Annotated in this window: 22 protein-coding genes; 16 read left to right on the top strand and 6 right to left on the bottom strand. The window is 39.3% G+C overall.

Features of this window, described 5'->3' with window-relative positions; genetic code table 11:
- Positions 1-77: 77 nt before the first annotated feature.
- Positions 78-974: a 4-hydroxy-tetrahydrodipicolinate synthase gene (dapA, locus tag L4F91_RS02350; RefSeq protein ID WP_250364181.1), complete on the bottom strand. Its 897-nt coding sequence runs from the start codon at positions 972-974 to the stop codon at positions 78-80.
- 138 nt (positions 975-1,112) lie between these two features.
- Between dapA and bcp the strand changes: the two genes are divergently transcribed.
- Positions 1,113-1,580: a thioredoxin-dependent thiol peroxidase gene (gene bcp, locus L4F91_RS02345; RefSeq protein ID WP_395897051.1), complete on the top strand. Its 468-nt coding sequence runs from the start codon at positions 1,113-1,115 to the stop codon at positions 1,578-1,580.
- A gap of 74 nt (positions 1,581-1,654) precedes the next feature.
- Here the strand turns inward: bcp and L4F91_RS02340 are convergent, their stop codons facing one another.
- Complete coding sequence (locus tag L4F91_RS02340; RefSeq protein WP_395897049.1) at positions 1,655-3,301, bottom strand: phosphoethanolamine transferase; 1,647 nt, start codon at positions 3,299-3,301, stop codon at positions 1,655-1,657.
- Between the two features lie 108 nt (positions 3,302-3,409).
- Here L4F91_RS02340 and cueR point away from each other — a divergent pair, with 108 nt between their 5' ends.
- Entirely contained in the window at positions 3,410-3,808 is a 399-nt protein-coding gene (gene cueR, locus L4F91_RS02335; protein ID WP_395897047.1) for a Cu(I)-responsive transcriptional regulator, read from the top strand.
- On the opposite strand, the gene L4F91_RS02330 is transcribed toward cueR, so the two are convergent.
- Both L4F91_RS02330 and rsuA read right to left on the bottom strand, forming a co-directional pair.
- Entirely contained in the window at positions 3,803-4,999 is a 1,197-nt protein-coding gene (locus L4F91_RS02330; protein WP_250364538.1) for a Bcr/CflA family multidrug efflux MFS transporter, read from the bottom strand. The genes cueR and L4F91_RS02330 overlap by 6 nt on opposite strands.
- Positions 5,000-5,006: 7 nt before the next feature.
- Positions 5,007-5,702: a 16S rRNA pseudouridine(516) synthase RsuA gene (gene rsuA / locus L4F91_RS02325; protein WP_395897045.1), complete on the bottom strand. Its 696-nt coding sequence runs from the start codon at positions 5,700-5,702 to the stop codon at positions 5,007-5,009.
- A gap of 202 nt (positions 5,703-5,904) precedes the next feature.
- Between rsuA and L4F91_RS02320 the strand changes: the two genes are divergently transcribed.
- From L4F91_RS02320 to L4F91_RS02300, 5 genes are all read left to right on the top strand, one after another.
- Complete coding sequence (locus L4F91_RS02320; protein ID WP_395897044.1) at positions 5,905-8,175, top strand: NADP-dependent malic enzyme; 2,271 nt, start codon at positions 5,905-5,907, stop codon at positions 8,173-8,175.
- A gap of 141 nt (positions 8,176-8,316) precedes the next feature.
- On the top strand, positions 8,317-8,943 hold the full coding sequence (gene sodA / locus L4F91_RS02315) for a superoxide dismutase [Mn] (protein ID WP_250350825.1): 627 nt from the start codon (positions 8,317-8,319) through the stop codon (positions 8,941-8,943).
- An 85-nt stretch (positions 8,944-9,028) separates the two neighbouring features.
- Positions 9,029-10,039 (top strand): IS1595 family transposase, encoded by a 1,011-nt coding sequence (locus tag L4F91_RS02310; RefSeq protein WP_250364177.1) that lies wholly within the window; start codon positions 9,029-9,031, stop codon positions 10,037-10,039.
- A gap of 96 nt (positions 10,040-10,135) precedes the next feature.
- The gene (locus L4F91_RS02305) at positions 10,136-11,920 is read left to right on the top strand and encodes a class I SAM-dependent DNA methyltransferase (protein WP_250364176.1); all 1,785 of its coding nucleotides are present in this window, start codon (positions 10,136-10,138) and stop codon (positions 11,918-11,920) included.
- Positions 11,910-12,956 carry a restriction endonuclease subunit S gene (locus L4F91_RS02300; protein WP_395897040.1) on the top strand — a complete coding sequence of 349 codons (1,047 nt, stop codon included), beginning with the start codon at positions 11,910-11,912 and terminating at the stop codon, positions 12,954-12,956. The genes L4F91_RS02305 and L4F91_RS02300 overlap by 11 nt, the downstream gene beginning before the upstream one ends.
- Positions 12,957-13,284: 328 nt before the next feature.
- Here L4F91_RS02300 and suhB read toward each other — a convergent pair whose 3' ends face one another.
- Complete coding sequence (gene suhB / locus L4F91_RS02295; protein ID WP_250364174.1) at positions 13,285-14,091, bottom strand: inositol-1-monophosphatase; 807 nt, start codon at positions 14,089-14,091, stop codon at positions 13,285-13,287.
- Positions 14,092-14,260: 169 nt separating this feature from the next.
- Between suhB and trmJ the strand changes: the two genes are divergently transcribed.
- The 9 genes from trmJ (at position 14,261) to gshAB (ending at position 22,771) form a co-directional block, all read left to right on the top strand.
- Positions 14,261-15,001 (top strand): tRNA (cytosine(32)/uridine(32)-2'-O)-methyltransferase TrmJ, encoded by a 741-nt coding sequence (gene trmJ / locus L4F91_RS02290; protein WP_395897037.1) that lies wholly within the window; start codon positions 14,261-14,263, stop codon positions 14,999-15,001.
- Between the two features lie 55 nt (positions 15,002-15,056).
- Positions 15,057-15,527 (top strand): Fe-S cluster assembly transcriptional regulator IscR, encoded by a 471-nt coding sequence (iscR, locus tag L4F91_RS02285; RefSeq protein ID WP_250350828.1) that lies wholly within the window; start codon positions 15,057-15,059, stop codon positions 15,525-15,527.
- A 51-nt stretch (positions 15,528-15,578) separates the two neighbouring features.
- The gene (locus L4F91_RS02280) at positions 15,579-16,793 is read left to right on the top strand and encodes an IscS subfamily cysteine desulfurase (RefSeq protein ID WP_250350829.1); all 1,215 of its coding nucleotides are present in this window, start codon (positions 15,579-15,581) and stop codon (positions 16,791-16,793) included.
- Positions 16,794-16,814: 21 nt separating this feature from the next.
- Positions 16,815-17,198: a Fe-S cluster assembly scaffold IscU gene (gene iscU, locus L4F91_RS02275; protein ID WP_265762228.1), complete on the top strand. Its 384-nt coding sequence runs from the start codon at positions 16,815-16,817 to the stop codon at positions 17,196-17,198.
- Between the two features lie 62 nt (positions 17,199-17,260).
- Positions 17,261-17,584, top strand: coding sequence for an iron-sulfur cluster assembly protein IscA (iscA, locus tag L4F91_RS02270; protein WP_250350831.1), 324 nt, complete (start codon positions 17,261-17,263; stop codon positions 17,582-17,584).
- 11 nt (positions 17,585-17,595) lie between these two features.
- Positions 17,596-18,114: a Fe-S protein assembly co-chaperone HscB gene (gene hscB / locus L4F91_RS02265; protein ID WP_395897034.1), complete on the top strand. Its 519-nt coding sequence runs from the start codon at positions 17,596-17,598 to the stop codon at positions 18,112-18,114.
- Between the two features lie 11 nt (positions 18,115-18,125).
- Positions 18,126-19,991, top strand: a complete 1,866-nt coding sequence (hscA, locus tag L4F91_RS02260) for a Fe-S protein assembly chaperone HscA (RefSeq protein WP_250350833.1) — start codon at positions 18,126-18,128, stop codon at positions 19,989-19,991.
- 4 nt (positions 19,992-19,995) lie between these two features.
- Positions 19,996-20,334, top strand: coding sequence for an ISC system 2Fe-2S type ferredoxin (gene fdx / locus L4F91_RS02255; RefSeq protein ID WP_250364167.1), 339 nt, complete (start codon positions 19,996-19,998; stop codon positions 20,332-20,334).
- Positions 20,335-20,494: 160 nt separating this feature from the next.
- Positions 20,495-22,771: a bifunctional glutamate--cysteine ligase GshA/glutathione synthetase GshB gene (gshAB, locus tag L4F91_RS02250; RefSeq protein ID WP_395897031.1), complete on the top strand. Its 2,277-nt coding sequence runs from the start codon at positions 20,495-20,497 to the stop codon at positions 22,769-22,771.
- Positions 22,772-22,853: 82 nt separating this feature from the next.
- On the opposite strand, the gene L4F91_RS02245 is transcribed toward gshAB, so the two are convergent.
- Positions 22,854-23,228: a hypothetical protein gene (locus L4F91_RS02245; RefSeq protein ID WP_250364165.1), complete on the bottom strand. Its 375-nt coding sequence runs from the start codon at positions 23,226-23,228 to the stop codon at positions 22,854-22,856.
- Positions 23,229-23,261 lie beyond the last annotated feature (33 nt).

Here is a 23,261-nt window from a genome sequence, read left to right as displayed (position 1 = left end):
CTGTTTTGACAACCAGAATGCCGAAAAGTTTAAGGGGCATTGACTGCTCAACGCCCCTCTTTTATGCAATAAAAGAATTAAACTAAGCCTGCGATTTTCAAGGCTTCAAGCACTTTTGGTTGTGCCGTTTCACTTAATGTCGTCAGTGGTAAACGTAGCACTAACTCAGGAATTAAGCCTAATTTATACGCTGCCCATTTCACGGGAATAGGATTCGATTCAATGAAAAGATCTTTATGTAACGCCATTAAACGTTGATTGATCACTTCCGCCTCATCAAATTTTCCTGCCAAAGCAAGCTCACACATTTTCGCCATCTCTGCAGCTGCAACGTTGTTGGTTACCGAGATCACCCCTTCACCACCCGCTTTCATACTTTCCAAGCCCGTGGCATCATCACCACTTAACACAATGAAATCCTCACCGGCAAGTTGTTTAATTTTCGCCACACGGCTCACATCACCCGTTGCTTCTTTAATCGCCACAATATTGTCAATTTGTGCTAAACGTCCCACGGTTTCAGGTTGCAAATCACTGCCTGTGCGTCCCGGTACGTTATATAAAATTTGCGGTAAATCGGTGCATTCTGCAATGGCTTTAAAATGTTGATACATTCCTTCTTGCGTTGGTTTGTTGTAATAAGGCACAACAGACAAACACCCTGCAACGCCGCTGCCGTTTAATAATTTTGTCATTGTGATTGCTTCACTCGTGGCATTTGCCCCAGTCCCTGCAATTACTGGAATACGTCCCTTGGCAAATTCAACGGTCTTTAAAATAGTTTTAACGTTTTCCTCTATGCTTAATGTCGCTGATTCCCCAGTTGTTCCCACTGACACAATCCCGTGTGTTCCCGCTGCAATATGGTATTCAACCAATTTTTCTAATGCCTCAAAATCCACTTCACCGTGTAAGTCCATTGGGGTAATTAAAGCGGTAATACTCCCGTAAAATAAAGGATTCGTTGCTGACATAAAGACCTCCGAATTATTTTTGTTATCTCTATTGAGTTTGCTTGAAAAAGTTTGTTTAAGATCGCTAAAATAGCCCAACTTTGCAAGTGATTTTTTGCATTTTTTCTCAATCACATCACATTTTTAAGGATATTTACGATGCAAACATTAAAAGCGGGCGATTTTGCACCACACTTTTCTTTACTTGATCAAAATGAACAACCTGTTTCACTTAGCGATTTTAAAGGCAAAAAAGTGCTGGTTTATTTTTATCCGAAAGCCCTTACCCCCGGTTGTACGACCCAAGCTTGTGGCTTACGAGATAGTAAAACAGAGCTTGAAAAACAAAATGTCGTCATTCTTGGCATCAGCCCTGATAGCCCGAAAAAGCTTGCCAATTTCGTGGAGAAAAAAGCCTTGAATTTCACTCTACTCTCTGATGAAGATCACAAAGTAGCTGAGCAATTTGGCGTATGGGGGGAGAAAAAATTTATGGGCAGAACCTATGATGGCATTCATCGCATTAGCTTCTTAATTGATGAACAAGGCAAAATCGAAAAGGTCTTTGAGAAGTTTAAAACAGGGGAACATCATCAAGTCGTGTTGGATTATTTGAGCCAAAAATAATTGCTGATTAGCACAAATTAAAGTGCGGTGTAAATTTTCTCAATTTTTCCACCGCACTTTATTTTTGAATGTTTTTATTCGTGTGCTTTTTTACAACTTGATAAAATGTCTAATTCCTTTTGATACACGTTTGTTTTCAAATCCATATCCATCATTCCAATTACGGTGCTAAATAGATTATCGTGAGAATAGGATTTCGTCTTTGCATTGTTACGTAGACAGTCTAAATCGACGCCTTCATTTTTCTTCCATTTATCTGAAAACCAGAAAATCATTGGGACGCGCGTTTGGTAGATTGGCGCAATGGCATAAGGTGTGCCGTGTAGATAAATACCGTCTTCGCCAAGTGATTCGCCGTGATCGGACACATAATATACCGCACTTTCTAAATCATCACGTTTGGATACCTTGTCTATTAACGTATCAAGAAAATGATCAATAAATAAAATACTATTATCATAAGTATTCACTAATTCTTGATTGCTACAATTTTGAATTTGGTTTGTATCACAGGTTGGGGTAAAACGTCGATATTCTGGGGTATAACGTTCATAATAGGTAGGACCGTGATTACCAATAGTATGTAAAATTAATACGGTGTCTTTACCGTCTTTACCTGCTTGCTCAAGAATCTTATCTATATCAGAAAACATAACGGTATCTAAGCATTCGCCCTCCGTACAGTAATTTTTTAATGTCGGCTGATTAGCTTGAATGGTTTCATTAGGTACGCGTAAACAGACTCCTTTACAATCACTATTATTTTCTAACCAGAAAATATTCACACCAGCACGTTGTAATACATCAAGCAAATTATCCATTTTTTGTGCTTTTGCACCATCGTAGTCGGCTTTGGTTAAATAAGAGAACATACAAGGCACGGAAACCGCCGTTGATGTACCACAACTAGACACAGAATTGAAATTGATAATCTCCTGTCCGCGGGCGGCGAGTTTTGGTGTGGTTTGCCGTGCGTAACCATTTAATCCCCAATTTTGCGCCCGCGTTGTTTCCCCCACAACAATGACAGTAAGATGCTGAAATTCGTCAGGTTTATCTTGTTTTGCATCTAACCCAATTTGAACATAAGGACGATTAGCTTCACGCACACGCTTAATTTCATTGACGCCCGCACTAATAAAATTTGAAGGCACAAGTAAACTTACTACTGGTTTATTATTACGCACAAAGGACGCGTAATCTTGATAAAAGCCTTTTGCGATCGCCAAAATCACTATCCCTGAAAAAGCAATTAATCCTAATCTTACCGCAAATTCTTTCCACCAAGTGCGGTAGTCAATTTTTGTCATTATATATAATATGGCAGGTAACACACCAAAAACGACAATCCAAGTGAGATATTGCCAAGTGAGCATACGAACACTTTCTGCAGGCGTAGTTTGTAGGACGTTTTCAAGCATATCGGTAGAAAAATGCACGTCATAAAATAACGCTTGATAGCCAATGGCAGCACTAATAATTAATAAAAGTGGAATAATCACTTTGTGTAAAATAGGTAAGGCAATGAGTTGAAATACCGCATTGAGGGTGAAAAAAACAAAAAAAGGCACAGTGAGAAGAAAATAGTCTTCAGGCTGTCCTACAAATGGGTGCAATGCCCACACTTTTTTATAAAATGCAACATTAAGTACACAAGTAAAATAAAGCGCAACGAGAGCAATAAGCGTTGAACTTTTTAATTTAAACCGTGAAAATAGCATAAAAATAATATCCTTGTTTTGAAAATCATTGATAAATCATCAGGGGATTAGTCAAATAAAACGTAGAAAAGTTCTTTACAGAAACTTATAAATAAAATGGGATAAAAAATGAACATCAGCCAAGCCGCCGAGAAAACTGGATTGTCCGCCAAGCAAATTCGGGATTATGAAAAAGCAGGGTTATTGCCAGAGGCACAACGTACCTTATCAGGTTATCGCTTTTATTCTGAGCAAGATTTAAACCAACTTCGCTTTATCAGTAATGCCCGTAAAGTCGGCTTTTCATTGCAACAAATTCGCGAATTATTAAGGCTCAATCGCGATCCTAATCGCACAAGTCGCGAAGTGAAAGCGATTACCGAGCAACATATTACCGAGCTAAAAGAGAAAATTGCGAGCTTGCAAGAAATGTTGGATTTATTACAACGTTGGCATTGTTCTTGCCAAGGAAATGATAGCCCTGATTGTTCGATTTTGTCAGGGCTAACAGAAAAGACGGTACTATAGGCGTTTATAAGTGAGAAAATAATAACAGCTTACGGCTAAAAATGAACAACCCACCATTGTTAAAAGCATTGGGGCGGCGCTGTCAATTTTCATCAATGCAACAAGTGAACCCACACAAGCCCCCGTGCCAAAACGGACGCTCCCCACCATTGAGTTCGCCGTTCCTGCCATTGCAGGGAATTTTTCTAAAATAGACGCCATTGCATTGGAACTAATTAAAGAGTTCTGTCCAACAAATAGTGCCACTCCGATTGCCATTGACCAAAAACCAAGATCGAAAAACACCACTAATAATAACCAGATTGCCGCAATAAATTGAATGATTAAGCCTGTTTGTAACATTTTTTCTGTGCCAACTTTGGTAACCAAACGTCCATTTAAGAACGAACCGAAGGTCATCACGCTAATGTTCAACATAAAGAAATAACCAAAGTTTTGTTCTGGAATGCCATAAATACCGATATACACAATCGAGCCTGCGGTTAAGAACGCAAATAACCCGCCAAAGCCAAAGGCACTCATAAACATATAACCTAGCACTTCTTTTTTTCGCCATAAATTAACAAAATTACGCACCACAATGTTTAGGCGTAATGGAATACGATTTTCTTTCTTATGGGTTTCAGGAATAATAAAGAAGACTAACAATGTACTAAATAATCCCATCGCCGCAATAACATAAAAAATGGAATGCCAATGAAAATAAGTAACAAGATAACCACCAATAATGGGGGCGACTAAAGGGGCGAGCATAAATACCAGCGTAATCGTTGACATTGTACGAGAAAGTTGATCTTTACTAAATAAATCGCGTAATAATGCCCCGACTAAAACCACCGGTGCAGCGCCAAAAAAGCCTTGCATAAAGCGCAACAGCGTGAAGCTACCAATTTGATTAATGGTCGTAAGAATAAGAGCCGCAATGGCACTCACGATCACACCAAGTAAAATAACGGGTTTACGCCCATAGCTATCCCCCACAGGCCCCCAGAAAAGCTGCCCTGATGCCATACCATAAGCAAAGAAGGTGAGGGTGTGTTGAATTTTTTCAGGGCTGACGTGCAAATCTTGCGACATACGCAAAAAAGCAGGCAAATACATATCCACCCCAAGTGGTGGCAGCATTGAAAGCAGCCCAAGAGTCAAAATAAAAATAAAGCTGGGTTTATGTATCGTTTTTTCACTCACAATTTTATCCTTATTTTAAGGTCGCTAATTCTTCATCAGTTAAAGGGCGGTATTCTCCCTCTTCTAATTGTTCATCTAGCACCACATCACCAATTTTCCAGCGGTGCAACGCAACCACTTTATTACCTAAGGCGGCAAACATTCGCTTCACTTGATGATAACGCCCCTCGCTTAAGGTTAAATTGACATTGTAATCATCAATAATTTCAAGTTTTGCGGGTTTAGTTGTGGATTTCTCACCACGTAATAAAATGCCTTCTGCACAAGCCTGCTGGTAATGATTTTCAACAGGATCGGCAAGGGTAACAAGGTAAGTTTTCTCGCAATGATGTTTAGGCGAAGTAATACGATGCGACCACTGCCCATCATCGGTGAGCAACACTAGCCCCGTAGTATCCACATCTAGCCGTCCTGCACTATGCAATTTAGTCGCAAGGGGATAATCAAAGAATTGGTAAATGGTCGGATAATCACCGTCATCATTAGAACAGACATAGCCTTGCGGTTTATTCAACATAATGTAATGCCCCGCCTCAAACCAAGTAAGGCGTTCGCCCTCAAAATAAATTTCATCTTCCGCACTGACTTTGGTTGCGCCACTTTTCTCAATTTTTCCGTTAATTTGCACCGCACTTTGACGCAGGGCTTTATTGGCTTGAGAGCGTGTTAGCCCGGTTTGCTCGGCTAAAAATTTATCTAATCTCATTGCGTGATTTTCTCATTAATAAAAACGGCATATTGTACAACATCTCGGCATAAAACCCTAGTTGAACCGAAAACAAAAGTGCGGTTGATTTTGTGAATGAATTGTAAATAATGTGTTGTAAATCACAGATTTTCTGATTTTTTCGCCTATAATAGCGTTAAATTTTTCTCACAAACTTTCAACTTATTATAAGGACGGTTTTATGGACGCACAACTACGTCAAGCAGCACTTGATTTCCACGAATTCCCAAAACCGGGAAAAATTGAAGTTACGCCAACGAAATCTCTTGCAACCCAACGAGATCTTGCCTTAGCTTATTCCCCCGGTGTGGCTGAACCTTGTTTAGAAATTGAAAAAGATCCCGCTGCGGCTTATAAATATACCTCACGCGGTAACCTTGTGGCAGTTATTTCTAATGGTTCTGCGGTACTTGGCTTAGGTAACATTGGCGCGTTAGCGGGTAAACCGGTAATGGAAGGGAAAGGCGTGCTATTTAAAAAGTTTGCCGGCGTAGATGTGTTTGATATTGAAATTGATGAAAAAGATCCCGATAAATTAGTCGAAATTATTGCCGCACTTGAACCGACTTTTGGTGGCATTAATCTTGAAGACATCAAAGCCCCAGAATGTTTTTATATTGAACAAAAATTGCGTGAACGAATGAATATTCCCGTCTTCCACGATGATCAGCACGGTACAGCGATTATTTCAGCTGCTGCAGTCATTAACGGTTTACGCATTGTGAATAAAAAAATTGAAGAGGTAAAATTAGTGGCTTCAGGCGCGGGGGCTGCATCTATTGCCTGCTTGAACTTACTTGTTTCCCTTGGAATGAAACCTGAAAATATCACTGTGTGTGATTCCAAAGGGGTGATTTTCAAAGGGCGTGATGAGCGAATGGATGAAACCAAAAAACGTTATGCCATTGATGACAACGGCACGCGAACATTGGCAGACGCAATGCCAAATTGCGATATTTTCCTTGGTTGTTCCGCCGCAGGTGCCTTAACCCAAGAAATGGTAAAAATGATGGCACCAAATCCGCTTATTCTTGCCTTGGCAAATCCTGAACCTGAAATTTTACCCCCTCTAGCGAAACAAGTTCGCCCAGATGCGATCGTCTGTACGGGACGTTCTGACTATCCAAACCAAGTAAATAACGTACTTTGCTTCCCATTCATTTTCCGTGGGGCATTAGATGTAAGTGCAACCACCATTAATGAAGAAATGAAATTGGCTGCGGTTTATGCCATTGCGGATCTTGCGCTTGCCGAACAAAGCGAAGTGGTTACCTCCGCATATGGGGGGACAGAAGTGTCTTTTGGTCCAGATTATCTGATCCCAAAACCGTTCGATCCACGTCTTATCGTAAAAATCGCCCCAGCGGTCGCAAAAGCGGCAATGGAAAGTGGGGTGGCAACCCGTCCTATTGAGGATTTTGATGCTTATTTAGAAAAGCTCACGCAGTTTGTGTATAAAACAAATTTATTTATGAAACCTGTATTTGCCCAAGCAAAACAAGATAAAAAACGGGTCTTGCTGACAGATGGTGAAGAAACTCGCGTACTACACGCAGTGCAAGAAATTGCTACATTAGGCATTGCACAACCTGTGCTATTAGGGCGTACACACATTATTGAAGAAAAAATCAAGCAACTCGGTTTGCACCTTGAAATTGGGCGTGATTTTGAGGTCATCGACATTGAAAATAACCCTTATTATGAAGAATGTTGGCAACATTATCACGACAAACTGAAACGCCAAGGAATGACCCCCGCTGGTGCGAAACGAAAAATGTTACATAATCCGACCGCACTTGGATCTGTACTATTAGAAATCGGCAAAGCTGATGCAATGCTGTGTGGGTTAGTCGGGCCTTATGCTTCTCACTTAGCCGCTATCAAAGATGTTACCGGTGTGAAAGCTGGCGCAATTCCTGCCACCGTAAATGGCTTGGTATTGCCAACAGGCAATCTGTTTATCGCTGATACGTTCGTTAATCCAAATCCAACCGCAGAAGAATTAGCCGAAATTACCTTAATGTCTGCAGCAGAAGTTCGCCGTTTTGGTATTGAACCGCAAGTTGCGTTAGTTTCTCATTCCAATTATGGTAGCGCAAATGATGAAAATGCGCTAAAAATGCGTAATGTCTTGCAATTAGTGCGTAACAAAGCGCCTGAATTAGTGATTGATGGGGAAATGCATTGTGATGTTGCACTTTCTGAAAGTTTACGTAATGAAATTATGCCAGATAGCCCGTTAAAAGGGGCGGCAAACTTGCTAATTATGCCAACAATGGAAGCTGCACGAATCAGTCTGAACTTGCTACAAGGCACTGCAACGCCAATTACCATTGGCCCGATCTTAATGGGGATCAATAAAACAGTCCATATTTTAACTTCGGCATCTTCTGTTCGCCGTATTATCAATATGGTGGCAGTTGCGGCAGTAAAAGCACAGCAAGAAATTTGATCAGGAAAAGTCATTTAGGGCAGAAACACTGCCCTATTTATTTTTCGCTAGAAATTTAAACTTTTAATGATCTTAATCAAGTTTCTTGCTAGAATACCCCTGAATTTAGTACCTAATGATTATTTGAAGAAGGAAAATTTTATGGCTTACACACTACCAGAATTAGGCTATGCCTACGATGCTTTAGAACCACATTTTGACGCACAAACAATGGAAATTCACTACAGCAAACATCATCAAGCTTATGTGAATAATGCCAATGCGATTTTGGAAACCTTACCGCAATTTGCTGATCTTTGCCCGGGTGAGTTAATCACTAAATTAGCAGAAGTGCCTGCAGATAAACGTACGGGGTTACGTAACAATGCGGGTGGCCACGTGAATCATAGCTTATTCTGGAAAAGCTTGAAAAAAGGCACAACATTACAAGGCGCATTAAAAGATGCGATTATCCGTGATTTTGGCTCGGTAGAAGCGTTCCAAGCTGAGTTTGAAAAAGCAGCCGCAACACGCTTTGGTTCAGGCTGGGCGTGGTTAGTGTTAAACAACGGTAAATTAGAAGTGGTTTCAACTGCAAACCAAGACAGCCCATTAATGGGGAAAGAAATTGCGGGTTGCGAAGGCTATCCAATTTTTGGTTTAGATGTTTGGGAACACGCCTATTACTTAAAATTCCAAAACCGCCGTCCAGATTATATTAAAGAATTCTGGAATGTCGTGAACTGGGACTACGCCGCAGAACGTTTTGAGAAAAAAGTTAATATCTAATAGCTGTGTTTTAATTTTGTGTTGATGCTTCCACTGAAATTTGATAAAGTCCCTTTTGGTTCAATTAACTACAAGGGATTTTATCATGTCAGGTGTAACAAAAGAGTTAGACATTTTAAAACAACTTTTTGAGAATTTATCCGACACGGATAAACAGGCTTTTTTGACTTCTGTTAGCCAAAAAGAACAGGTTAAAAAAGTAATTGAACCAAGAAAAATTACGAATTGTCCACATTGTCAATCTACGCATTTCGTTAAAAATGGTACGAAATGCGACAACCAACGCTATTTGTGTCGTGATTGCAAAAAATCTTTTGTTGAGCAAACAGGCACTATTCTCTACAACACACAAAAAGACATTGAAGTTTGGGAAAAATACATTCATTGTATGATTGAAAAATATCCACTTCGTAAATGTGCTGAAATTTGTGAAATCAATCTTGCGACTGCTTTTACTTGGCGACACAAAATTTTAGACGCACTTCAAAAGATGATGAATGAAGTTGAGTTAGACGGCATTGTGCAAGCTGACGAAACTTATTCAACCATCTCTTACAAAGGAAACCACAAATCTTTTAAATTGCCGCGCCTGTCTCACAAACGAGGAACAAGGGCGACTAAGCGCGGTATTTCCAAAGAACAAGTTTGTGTTCCTTGCGGTATCAATTTAGATGGTAAATCTGTTGCTAGAATCAGTAATTTAGGTAAACCATCTCTAAAAGATTTGCAAAAAGTTCTCAATGGTAGAGTTGCCAAAGATTCTGTATTCGTTACCGATTCATTAAGACCGTATCAAAAATTATCACTGGATATGAATTTAAGCCATATCCGTATTCCACGCGGTAAACGCACAGTCGGTACATTCAATATTCAAACGATTAACAGCTATCACAGCCTATTGAAAAACATGATTGTTCATCGGTTCAAAGGTGTGGCAACCAAATACTTAAACAATTATTTGACTTATCACAACTTTGTGAATTTTGCCAAAGATACGTTGGCAAATAAAGAAGCGGTTTTGCTAGACTTCATTCGCAAAACCATGTGTCTCGTAAGGTCGGCAGACGTGCCTAAACGTCCTGCTATTCCCGTGTAAATTAACTTGACTTTGAAAATTAAGGTCTAATTATGTCCCTGCAAGCCTAGTTCAATCTTGTTTTTAAACTTTCAATACTTGATTTGGAGATTTGAGATGTCTGATTATAAAACAGAAGATGAAGTAAGAGATGAAGCTAAACTCATCTTGGAATTTAATAAAGGAGAAAAAGATATTAAACAAGGCGTAGGTCAAATTACCACATTTAACCAATTAGGGTTTAAAGGCATAAATGACAAGCCTGACGGTTGGTATTTACCTAAAAATATCAATGATGTAGCAATTATTCTCGAAACAAAATCTGAAGATAAGGACATTAGCAAGCAAGTCTTTGTTGATGAATTATTAAAAAACATCGATATTATTAGCCAAAAATATAAGAAAACGGTTGGGATTCTTTACAATGGCAACGATGTGATGGTGTACAAAAACAAAGAGCTAATCCCTTGTGCTAAAACATTGCAAGCTAAGCAATACTACCTAGATTTATTCAAAGATAACAGTATAGACAAAAATAAAATCTATTCACTCACAAAGAAAATTAATGACCTATTACACTTTAAATTTGGTATTAAAAATTTATACCATCGTATGATTTTTACCGCTTCTGCATTAGTGGTAGAGCGATTTGGTGGAAATTTAGAAGCGATTAAAAATAACGGTTACGCACCATTCCAAAATAAAATCTATAACACGCTTGCCAAATCGCTAGAAGAACATAAACAACAAAATTTAAAAATCAGTATTTTGCTCGAGGTGTACAGCGAAATTCGCATGAATATCGTAGAAAATCAAGATGATATTAACACCTTTATTGATTGCGTGATTGATATTTCTCACTCGGTTAATTCGGACAATTGGAACGGTGAAGATGTGATGGGGATTTTCTTTAACGAGTTTAATCGCTATAAGAAAAAATCGGAAAGTGGACAGGTATTTACCCCTGAACACATTACCTCCTTTATGTATGACTTAATTGGCGTTAATCATAATGACCGTGTGTTGGATGCGACCTGTGGTAGTGGTGGTTTTTTGGTCAAAGCAATGGCAAATATGATTAAAGAAGTTGGCGGTGTGAATACCACTGAAGCTGAAAGCATTAAACAAAATCAGTTATTTGGTATTGAGTTCGACCGTGAAATTTTCGCTCTTGCCTGTGCCAATATGTTGATTCATAAAGATGGTAAAACCAATCTCGAACAATTAGATATGCGAGAAAATCAAGCCTGTGAATGGATTAAATCTAAAAATATCAGCAAAGTGTTAATGAACCCCCCTTATGAGCGAAAATACGGCTGTAAACAGATTGTGAAAAATGTACTGAATAATGTGCCGAACGGAACAAAATGTGCTTTTATTTTGCCTGATAAAAAGCTAGAAAAAGATAAAATGAGTGGCTTACTTAAAAAGCATACGCTAGAAAGTATAATCAAACTCCCTGAAAATCTATTTGATGCGGGTGTGACCACCAGCATTTTTGTTTTTGAAACGGGTAAAGCACAGAATGACCGGAAAATTTTTGCCTGTTATATGGAAGATGATGGCTTAGAACGAGTGAAAAACCAAGGGCGACACGATATTAAAAATCGCTGGACAGAGATTGAGCGCTACTGGTTAGATGTTGTTTTAATGAAAACAGACGAAAAATACCAAACACATCAATGGTTAGATTCAAAAGAATGTTTGTCGTATCAAAAGCCACAACAAGCATTTGAAATTTTTGAAGAAGATTTCAAAAAAGTTATCTTGGACTATATTCTGTTTGAAGATGGTGTAGATGTGAAAGTTTTTAATGACAATCTACTTAATAAAGTGCTATATCAATCCGAGATTGAAAACAACAAATTGATTTTAAATTTACAAGGAAAAAATGATGAATAAGTTAGATATTTCAAGTTGGAAGGAATTTATTGTTGGTGAGTTATTTGAGATTAAAAAGCCTAACGTTATTCATTCCAAAGGAGTTCAAGAAAGTAATGCAAGAGATGATACTAATAGCATCCCTTATGTAGTTCGAACTAAATTTAATAATGGAATAAAATGTAATGTAATTAGAACAGAGATAATGAAACCTGCTATTTCTGGTGTTGTTTCATTTGGAGCTGAGAACGCATCTTTCTTTTATCAAGAAAAAGAATTTGTATCAGGTAGAGATATTTACTATATAGATACAAGCTCTCTATCAAAAGAAACTTGCTTATTTCTCGTTACTTGCCTAAATACAATAACGCATAAGTATTCATATAATAATGGATTGTTCCCTGATTTACTCAAAAAGGAAGCTATAAAACTGCCTGTTACATCGTGCGGTAAACCAGACTGGGAATATATGGAAAACTACATCAAAGCCTTATATTCTAGAGAGAGAGAGAGTATCTCTACTGTTGCAAAATATGTAACAAGGGAAACAGACAGAAAGTTAAATGTAGCGAAATGGGGAACATTTACACTAGGTAAATTATTTAATTGCATACAACAAGGTAAGCGGTTAAAAAAGCACGACCAAGTTGAAGGTCATATTCCTTTTGTTATGGCTGGCAGAACTAATGCAGGTGTTGCCAATCGTATCTCCAATCCTATTGTAATGTTCCCTAAAAATGCTATTACGATTGATATTTTTGGGAATACATTTTACCGAGAATATGAATTTAGTGCAGGAGATGATACTGGCGTGTATTGGAATACGGAAAAAAATTATTCCCAAAATGTAATGCTTTTCTTAACGAGCGTTATACAGAAAACTATACAAAAAAATTATGATTTCTCTGACAAATTAAGAAGTGCTAAAAGTTTGGATATACAAGTTCCACTACCTGTAACAGATGAAAACTCCCCCGATTGGCAATATATGGAAAAATTTATGGGTGATTTATTAAACACGGAGACAGATAAATTAAATCAGTTGTTAAAGTTGTAAAACTAGATTAGGTGCAACGGTATATTTTTTCGTTGTGCCTAATTTCAAACATGGTTATCAACACATTGTTAAAACAGAGCCTATCTAATTCATTATTCAATAATAAATTTCATCTTATCCCCTCTTTAATGAGGGGATTTTTTTACTTTTTTGATAGAAAAATAGGCAAGTTATTCACTCACCTATTTGCCCAGTTTAGTTATACTCGATCAAGTTTGAAATAAAGCCACATCGGCTTGTCTTGCTCTCTGGCGTTAAGCTCACTTAGCCTATTCCAACTGAAACGAGCATAATTTAAAAAGATTAAATGAGATTAAAAATGCGTTGCTTAGCGAGAAACCGCGAAACAAGGCTGAATGTGGGTTAAAATTTCTTTCACCAAACGAGCCGGTGCAGCAACCACGTTACCTGAGGTCAAATAGCTGTGTCCGCCTTCAAAATCAGTCACTAAACAACCTGCTTCACGGGCGATAAGATCACCTGCAGCAATATCCCACGCTTTGACGCCCATTTCAAAGTAAGCATCCACTCGATTAGCCGCAACATAGCACATATCTAATGCAGCTGAGCCTGTACGGCGGAAATCGGCTACTTTACCTTCATTAACAAGATTGCTCATTATTGCAAATTGGATCGGCATTGCAGAGAGTTTTTTGAATGGAAAACCAGTGGCTAAAATTGTGCCTTGTAATTCACGTTTGATATTTTCTGCACGCAGACGGAGTTCATTGATTTTTGAACCTTGTCCACGTACGGCAGTGAAAAGCTCATTACGGATAGGATCATACACCACCCCCACTTCTGTTCTGCCTTTCACACGCACAGCAATAGACACAGAAAAGTGCGGTAATCCTTTGATGAAATTTGTCGTCCCATCTAGTGGATCAATCACCCATTGCACATCACTATCTTGACCTTCTAATGCACCACTTTCTTCTGTGATAATCGTGTGATCAGGATACGCTTTTCTAATTACATCAATAATCGCCGCTTCAGAGGCTTTATCAATATTAGTAACAAAGTCATTTGCACTTTTAGCTACCGTTTGAATATCATCGCGGCGTTCATACCCTTTAGCAATAATATTGCCCGCTTTTCGTGCCGCACGAATAGCGATATTTAACATTGGATTCATATTTCCACCAGATTTTAAAGAACAAAATTGAATGCGAGATTATAGTGATATTTTTGATAAAAAGCGAGAAAAACCCGGTTAGCAAGAAAATTTTCATATTTCCGACCGCACTTTGTGGGTATTGTGCTAGAATACCCACAATTTGTAGTCAGATAAAGCAGAATAGAAAATGCTAGATAACATTCGCATTGTGTTAATTGAAACCTCTCACAGTGGAAATATTGGCTCAGCAGCACGGGCGATGAAAACAATGGGATTAAGCCAGCTTTATCTCGTTGCCCCCAAGCAAGGTATTGATGAGCAAGCGATCGCCTTGGCCGCAGGGGCTGATGATGTGGTAAAAAACGCCGTTGTCGTGCAAACCTTTGATCAAGCTGTGGCTGATTGTGAGCTAGTGATTGGAACAAGTGCGCGCTTACGTCATTTGCAAAGCACCTTACTTGAACCCCGTGCTTGTGGAGAAAAAGCCGTCGCCTTTGCGAAACAGCATAAGGTGGCGATCGTGTTTGGACGGGAACGTATTGGACTAACCAATGAAGAATTGCTGAAATGCCGTTATCATTTAACCATTCCCGCTAACCCTGATTATTCCTCATTAAATTTAGCGATGGCAGTGCAATTAGTTTGTTATGAATTGCGAATGGCTTGGTTAGAAAATGGTAAAAAAGACGTGGATTTATCACTTTCATCAATAGAAAACATCTATCCAACCACACAGGAATTAGAATACTTTTTTGACCACACCGAACGTCTTTATAAACAACTTGGATTTATTCAAAATCAAGGGGTTATGCAGAAATTACGGCGTTTATATCAGCGTGCGGAAGTAGAAAAAAACGAACTCAATATTCTACGCGGAATGTTAAGTGCGGTAGAAAAAAAGGTAAAATCGCAAAAGTATAATAGTTGACTAATTTAGAAGGTTATGTAAGATAGCCACCTAATTACTTAGAAGGAAGTGTATAATGAAATTAACGTCAAAAGGTCGTTATGCTGTTACTGCGATTTTAGATATTGCATTAAATACTGAAAATGGCCCCGTCAGTTTGGCGGATATTTCAGAAAGACAGCATATTTCCCTTTCTTATTTAGAGCAATTATTCGCAAAATTACGCCGCCACGGCTTAGTGGAAAGTGTACGTGGCCCCGGTGGTGGGTATAAATTAGGACAGCCAAGCGATAAGATTTCTATTGCGATGATTATCGCCGCAGTAAATGAAAATATTGCGGTAACGCGTTGCTTAGGGGGCGCAAATTGCCAAGGTGGAAAAGAATGTCTGACTCATGCCTTATGGGATGAGCTAAGCCAACGAATTGAGGATTTTCTTAACCAAATTACTTTGGCGGAATTAGTTGATAAACATCATCATCGCCATAAAACCCATAATCAGCATCAAGATTTTTCTAATTTAGTCATCATTGATGACAACGCTTAACGTTAAGATTAAAAGAGCGGTAAAAAATAACGATTTTTTTAGGAGTGTAGAATGAAATTACCTATTTATTTGGATTATGCAGCAACTTGTCCTGTGGATGAGCGTGTGGCAAAAAAAATGATGGAATTTTTAACCATCGAAGGCACATTTGGCAACCCTGCGTCCCGTTCGCATAAATTTGGTTGGCAAGCGGAAGAGGCTGTGGATGTGGCACGTAACCACATTGCGGATTTAATTGGCGCGGATAGCCGTGAAATCGTGTTTACTTCGGGCGCAACGGAAGCTGATAACCTTGCAATTAAAGGGGCGGCACATTTTTATCAAACAAAAGGCAAGCATATTATTACCTGCAAAACAGAGCATAAAGCGGTGTTGGATACTTGCCGTCAATTAGAGCGTGAAGGTTTTGAAGTAACTTATTTATCACCAAAATCAGATGGTTTAATTGACTTAGAAGAATTAAAAAATGCAATGCGTGATGACACCATTTTAGTCTCAATTATGCACGTGAATAACGAAATTGGTGTGATCCAAGATATTAAAGCGATTGGTGATCTTTGCCGTGAAAGAAAAATTATTTTCCATACCGACGCAACCCAAAGTGTGGGTAAATTACCAATTAACCTTGCAGAATTAAATGTGGATTTACTCTCAATGTCTAGCCATAAACTTTATGGACCAAAAGGAATCGGGGCATTATATGTACGCCGTAAACCGCGTGTGCGTTTAGAGGCAATTATTCACGGTGGTGGCCACGAACGTGGTATGCGTTCAGGCACATTACCTGTTCACCAAATTGTAGGAATGGGCGAAGCTTATCGTATCTGTAAAGAAGAAATGGCAACCGAAATGCCTCGCTTAAAAGCCCTTCGTGATCGTCTATACAATGGATTAAAAGATATTGAAGAAACCTATGTGAATGGGTCAATGGAACACCGTGTAGACAACAACCTCAACATCAGTTTCAACTATGTGGAAGGGGAAAGCTTAATGATGGCATTACGTGATATTGCGGTTTCATCAGGATCTGCTTGTACTTCTGCAAGTCTTGAGCCGTCGTATGTATTGCGTGCGTTAGGGTTAAATGATGAGCTTGCACATAGCTCAATTCGCTTTACTGTTGGACGTTATACCACAGAAGAAGAAATTGACTACACCATTAATTTAGTCAAAGGTGCGGTAGAAAAATTACGTGAATTATCCCCATTATGGGATATGTTTAAAGAAGGCATTGATCTTAACTCAATTGAGTGGACTCACCATTAATTTAGCAAAAGGAACAGAAAAATGGCATATAGCGACAAAGTTATCGATCATTATGAGAACCCACGTAACGTAGGTTCATTCGACAAAAAAGATCCAACCGTAGGAAGTGGAATGGTGGGCGCGCCTGCTTGTGGCGATGTAATGCAATTACAAATTAAAGTGAATGATGAAGGCATTATTGAAGATGCAAAATTCAAAACTTACGGCTGTGGTTCAGCGATTGCGTCAAGCTCACTTATTACCGAATGGGTAAAAGGCAAATCCCTTGACGAAGCACAAGCCATCAAAAATAGCCAAATTGCAGAAGAATTAGAATTACCCCCAGTAAAAGTGCATTGCTCAATTTTGGCAGAAGATGCCATTAAAGCAGCCATTGCCGATTACAAAGCAAAACGTGGCGAATAATTTAAGCAAATAAAAGTGCGGTGGAATTTAACCGCACTTTTCATCATTTTGTGGAGAACCTTATGAGCGTAACATTAACCGAAAGTGCAGCAAATCGCGTCAAAACCTTCCTTGCTAATCGTGGCAAAGGCATTGGGTTACGCTTAGGCATAAAAACCTCAGGCTGTTCAGGTTTAGCTTATGTGCTTGAATTTGTAGATAGCTTAAATGAAGATGATCAAGTGTTTGAAGATCACGGTGTGAAAGTCATCGTAGATACCAAAAGTTTGGTCTATCTCAACGGCACCCAACTTGATTTTGTCAAAGAAGGCTTAAACGAAGGGTTCAAATTCACCAATCCTAACGTGAAAGATGAATGTGGCTGCGGTGAGAGTTTTAACGTTTAATAGGAACATCAATGAGCAATCCTTTTGCACTATTTGACTTGCCAGTGGCATTTTCTCTTGATCTTGATCGCTTGAATAACCGTTATTTGGCATTGCAAAAATCTCTTCATCCCGATAATTTTGCACATCGTTCAACGCAAGAACAGCGTTTAGCTATGCAAAAATCAGCGGAAATTAATGATGCCTTGCAAATTCTAAAAGATCCCATTTCCCGTGCGGATAGCATTATTGCTTTGCATTTAGGTTGTCAAAATGTGGAAGAAAAAACCAATCACGATATGGCATTTTTAATGCAACAAATGCAATGGCGAGAGCAACTTGAAGAGATTGAGCAGCAGAAAGACAGCGATGAGCTAATGCAATTTTCAGATCAAATTAGCACACAGCAACAGGCAATTTTAACCCAATTAAACACCGCACTTTCGACTCAAGATTGGGCAACCGCACAAATGCTGACGGATCGATTACGCTTTATCAAAAAATTACTGCTTGAAGTGGAACGCATTGAAGATAACTTACTGGATTTTTAAAGAGAGAAACAATGGCTTTATTACAAATTGCTGAACCCGGACAAACTAGCGCACCGCATCAACATAAATTAGCGGTAGGCATTGATCTTGGTACAACAAATTCCCTTGTCGCCACGGTACGCAGTGGAATGGCAGAGATTTTATTGGATGAAAAAGAGCGTGCTTTAACACCTTCCATTGTCAATTTTTCAGCTAATCAGCCAGTGCTTGTTGGGTATGAAGCCGGGGAATTAGCCAGTCTTGATCCACAAAATACCATTATCTCGGTGAAACGTTTAATCGGACGTTCTCTTGCTGATGTACAACATCGCTATGCAAATTTGCCTTACCGTTTTCAACAAAGCGAAAATGGCTTGCCTTTATTTGAAACCGCACAAGGTGTACGTAGCCCGATTGAAGTCTCAAGCGAAATTTTGAAAAAACTGACCGCACTTGCGGAAAAACGTTTAGGCGGTGAGTTACAAGGTGCGGTAATTACTGTTCCCGCCTATTTTGATGATGCACAACGCCAAAGCACAAAAGATGCGGCAAAACTGGCGGGATTGAATGTGCTACGGTTACTCAATGAACCTACTGCAGCGGCGATTGCCTATGGCTTAGATAGCGAACAAGAGGGTGTGATAGCGGTTTATGATTTAGGCGGAGGCACCTTTGATATTTCTATTTTGCGTTTATCTAAAGGCGTCTTTGAAGTGCTTGCTACGGGCGGTGATACCGCGTTAGGTGGGGATGATTTCGATCATCTCATCGCAGATTGGATTGTCCAACAATCGGCAATTGCCCCACAAAATGATCAACAAACGCGTGAGCTTTGGCATTTAGCGAAACAAGTCAAAACCCATCTGTCTGAGGCACACAACGCCCCTATTGAATATTACGATTGGCAAGGTGAACTTCAGCGTGAAACCTTTAATCAATTGATTGAACCTTTAGTAAAACGCTCATTAATGGCGTGTCGCCGAGCATTAAAAGATGCTGGTATCAGCCCACAAGAAGTGCGAGAAGTGGTTATGGTAGGCGGTTCAACCCGTGTCCCCTTTGTACGTGAAAAAGTCGGTGAGTTTTTCCAACGTGAACCATTAACTGCTATCGATCCCGATAAAGTTGTCGCACTTGGCGCGGCAATTCAAGCGGATATTTTGGTTGGCAATAAACCCGATAATGAAATGTTATTACTTGATGTGATCCCGTTATCTTTAGGTATTGAAACAATGGGGGGATTAGTGGAAAAAATTATTCCACGTAATACCACTATCCCTGTGGCGAGAGCGCAGGAGTTTACCACTTTTAAAGATGGGCAAACCGCAATGAGTGTGCATATCGTACAAGGTGAACGTGAAATGGTGGCGGATTGTCGCTCACTTGCTCGCTTTACCTTAAGGGGAATTCCACCAATGGCAGCAGGGGCGGCACATATTCGTGTAACCTATCAAGTGGACGCTGATGGCTTGCTTAGCGTAACCGCAATGGAAAAATCCACTGGAGTGCAATCTTCTATTCAAGTTAAGCCTTCTTATGGGCTAACGGATGATGAAATTGCAGCAATGCTTAAAGCCTCAATGGAAAATGCCAAAGAAGATATCCAAGCACGCTTATTAGCAGAGCAACGAGTGGAAGCCACACGCGTGATCGAAAGTGTTCATTCCGCGTTACAGCAAGATGAAAGTTTACTTAATGATGAAGAATTAAGTGCGGTGAAAAATGCGTTAGTTTCACTGCAAGAATTAGTACAACAACAAGATAGCCTTGCAATTAAGCAAGGGATTAAAGCCTTAGATCGTGCGACGCAAGAATTTGCCGCGCGTCGTATGGATAAATCAATTAGAACGGCGCTATCAGGCCATTCGATTGATGAAATTGAGAATTTTAAGGAATAGTATTATGGCTAAAGTTATTTTTTTACCTCACGAAACCCTTTGCCCAGAAGGAATGGTGGTGGATGCTGCCGAAGGCGATAATTTATTAGATGTGGCATTAGAGGCTGGCATTGAAATTGAACACGCTTGCGATAAATCTTGTGCTTGCACAACCTGCCACGTTGTGATCCGTGAAGGATTTGACAGTTTAAATGAAAGTACCGAAGCAGAAGATGATATGCTGGATAAGGCTTGGGGCTTAGAAGTGGATAGCCGTCTAAGTTGTCAATGTCAAATTGGTAATGAAGATCTTGTGGTGGAAATTCCAAAATATAGCTTAAATCACGCAAGGGAAGAGCATTAAGCCGCTTTATTGCAGGCAAAACTTTATCAAGGCGGAGTTACCTCCGCCTCACTATTTTATATAGCAAAATCGTCTAATTCATAAAGATTTAGTTTTTGCCTTTTTCCCCCTTAGCTTAGATAATAGTCAGCATTGTCCTGACCTGAATAGAAGGAAACATATGAAAATCCAACAAACCATTAAACAAAACCATCTTGGGCTATTATTCCAACAAGGCTCATTTGGGATTGAAAAAGAAAGCCAGCGTGTTCACGCTGATGGTTCTATCGTCACGACTGCACACCCTGAGGTTTTTGGTAATCGATCGTATCACCCTTATATTCAAACCGATTTTGCTGAAAGCCAAATGGAACTTATCACGCCTCCACAGAAAACATTAGAAGATAGTATTCGTTGGCTTTCTGCAATTCATCAAGTTGTGCTACGTTCTTTACCTGAAACCGAATATCTGTTTCCTTTGAGTATGCCGGCTGGCTTACCTGATGAAGAACAAATTAAAGTTGCACAATTAGACAATGCGGAGGATGTGGCTTACCGTGAGCATCTTGTGACCTCTTATGGTAAAAATAAGCAAATGGTGAGTGGTATTCATTACAACTTCCAGCTTGATCCTGAATTGGTACAAACGCTCTTCAACGCACAATCAACATATCAAAGTGCGGTGCAATTTCAGAATGATTTATACCTTAAAATGGCGAAGAATTTTCTTCGTTATCAATGGGTCTTGCTGTATTTACTTGCAGCCACACCAACCGTACAAGATAATTATTTTAAACAAGGTAACCCATTAAAGGCAGGGCAATATGTTCGTAGCCTGCGTTCCAGCCAATATGGCTATGTTAATGCCCCTGAAATCAAAGTATCCTTTGATAGCATTGAGCAGTATGTTGAAAGCCTTGAACATTGGGTAACATCAGGCAAACTGATTGCAGAAAAGGAATTTTATTCTAATGTTCGTTTACGAGGCGCAAAAAAAGCGCGCGAATTGCTTAATAACGGTATTCAATATTTAGAATTTAGATTGTTTGATCTGAATCCTTTTGAGCAATATGGTCTTTCACTTTCTGATGCAAAATTTATTCATTATTTTGTTTTATTAATGATTTGGCTTGATGAAACCGCCGATCAAAATGACGTAGAACTAGGCAAAGCAAGACTTGCCGAAGTGGCATTAGAAAACCCACTTTCAGCAACGCAATATGCCGCAGAAGGTGAGCAATTATTACACCAATTATTAGCGATGTTACACACCATCGACGCGCCACAAGAAATCAGTGAAATTGTACAACAAAAATTGCAACAATTTGCTGACCCCGCATTAACCATTGCTGGACGCTTAGTTCAAGCTATTGAAAAAGCAGGAGATTATCAGCGTTTAGGGGCAGAATTAGCACAGCAATATAAAGCCAACGCATTTGAACGTTTTTATGCACTCACTGCCTTTGATAATATGGAATTATCTACTCAAGCCCTATTATTTGATTTAATTCAAAAAGGCATTAAAACAGAAATTTTGGACGAACAAGATCAATTCCTTTGCTTGCACGTGGGCGATCATATTGAATATGTAAAAAATGGCAATATGACCTCAAAAGATAGTTATATTTCCCCATTAATTATGGAAAACAAAGTCGTAACCAAAAAAGTGCTACATAAAGCCGGTTTTAACGTGCCACAAAGTTTGGAATTTACTTCTGCTGCACAAGCCATCGCGAATTACGGCTTATTTGAAGGGCGAGCAGTGGTGATAAAACCAAAATCGACGAATTACGGCTTAGGGATTACCATTTTCCAACAAGGGGTAAGTAACCGCGAAGATTTTGCGAAAGCCATTGAAATCGCCTTTCGTGAAGATAAAGAAGTGATGGTGGAAGACTATCTAAGTGGCACAGAATACCGTTTCTTCGTGCTAGGTGATGAAACCCTTGCGGTATTATTGCGCGTTCCAGCAAATGTGGTGGGCGATGGCAAACATAGCGTCGCGGAATTAGTTGCCACTAAAAATGATCATCCATTGCGTGGCGATGGTAGCCGTACGCCATTGAAAAAAATTGCGCTTGGGGATATTGAAAAACTGCAGCTCAAAGAACAAGGTCTCACCATAGATAGCGTACCAGAGGCTGGGCGTCTTGTACAACTTCGTGCCAACTCTAACATTAGCACAGGCGGTGATAGCATTGATATGACCGATGAAATGCACCCAAGCTATAAAGCACTTGCTGTTGGTATAACCAAAGCAATGGGCGCAGCAGTCTGTGGGGTGGATCTCATCATTCCTGATCTACACAAACCCGCGGAACCAAGTTTGCAATCTTGGGGCGTGATCGAAGCGAACTTTAACCCAATGATGATGATGCACATTTTCCCTTATTCAGGAAAATCTCGTCGCCTCACCTTGGACGTGATTAAAATGCTATTTCCAGAATTACCAAACTAAAGTGCGGTGCTTTTTTTCTAAATTTTAATAAAAAATAGGCTTAAATTTTTAAGCCTATTTTTTTCCTTTCATAATATTATTTTTACTTTGCCAAGGTTGACGTAGCATATTGTTGCAATGCCTGTAATTCTCTTTTTCCCTTTTCTGATAACACTTTATTATCTTGTAAAATTTGGCTCGAACGGGCAACAATAAATTCTAAATAGGTTTTATTGCCAAGTTTTTCAAATTGTTCTTTAGCAAAATACATATCAGCAAAATCTTTATTAATTTGTGAAAGCAATAATTTTTGCCCAACCAATATCATTAATGCGATAACAAGCGCAATCACTGTGCCGTAGCCTTTGGTTGGATAATAAGTGATACCACCGATAATAAAAAGTGCGGTGATTAATTTTGAACTATTTTTAAGGTAACTTTCATTTTCTGGGGGATTAATAAGATCTTTCAACTTCATCAGGAATTCCTTATTTATTCTTATTTTTAGCTT

Origin of the sequence: Avibacterium sp. 20-126 (assembly GCF_044358625.1) — a bacterium.
Classification (GTDB): Bacteria; Pseudomonadota; Gammaproteobacteria; order Enterobacterales; family Pasteurellaceae; genus Avibacterium.
Note: the sequence above shows the minus strand (reverse complement) of the source record. Positions and strands in the feature narration are given on the sequence as shown.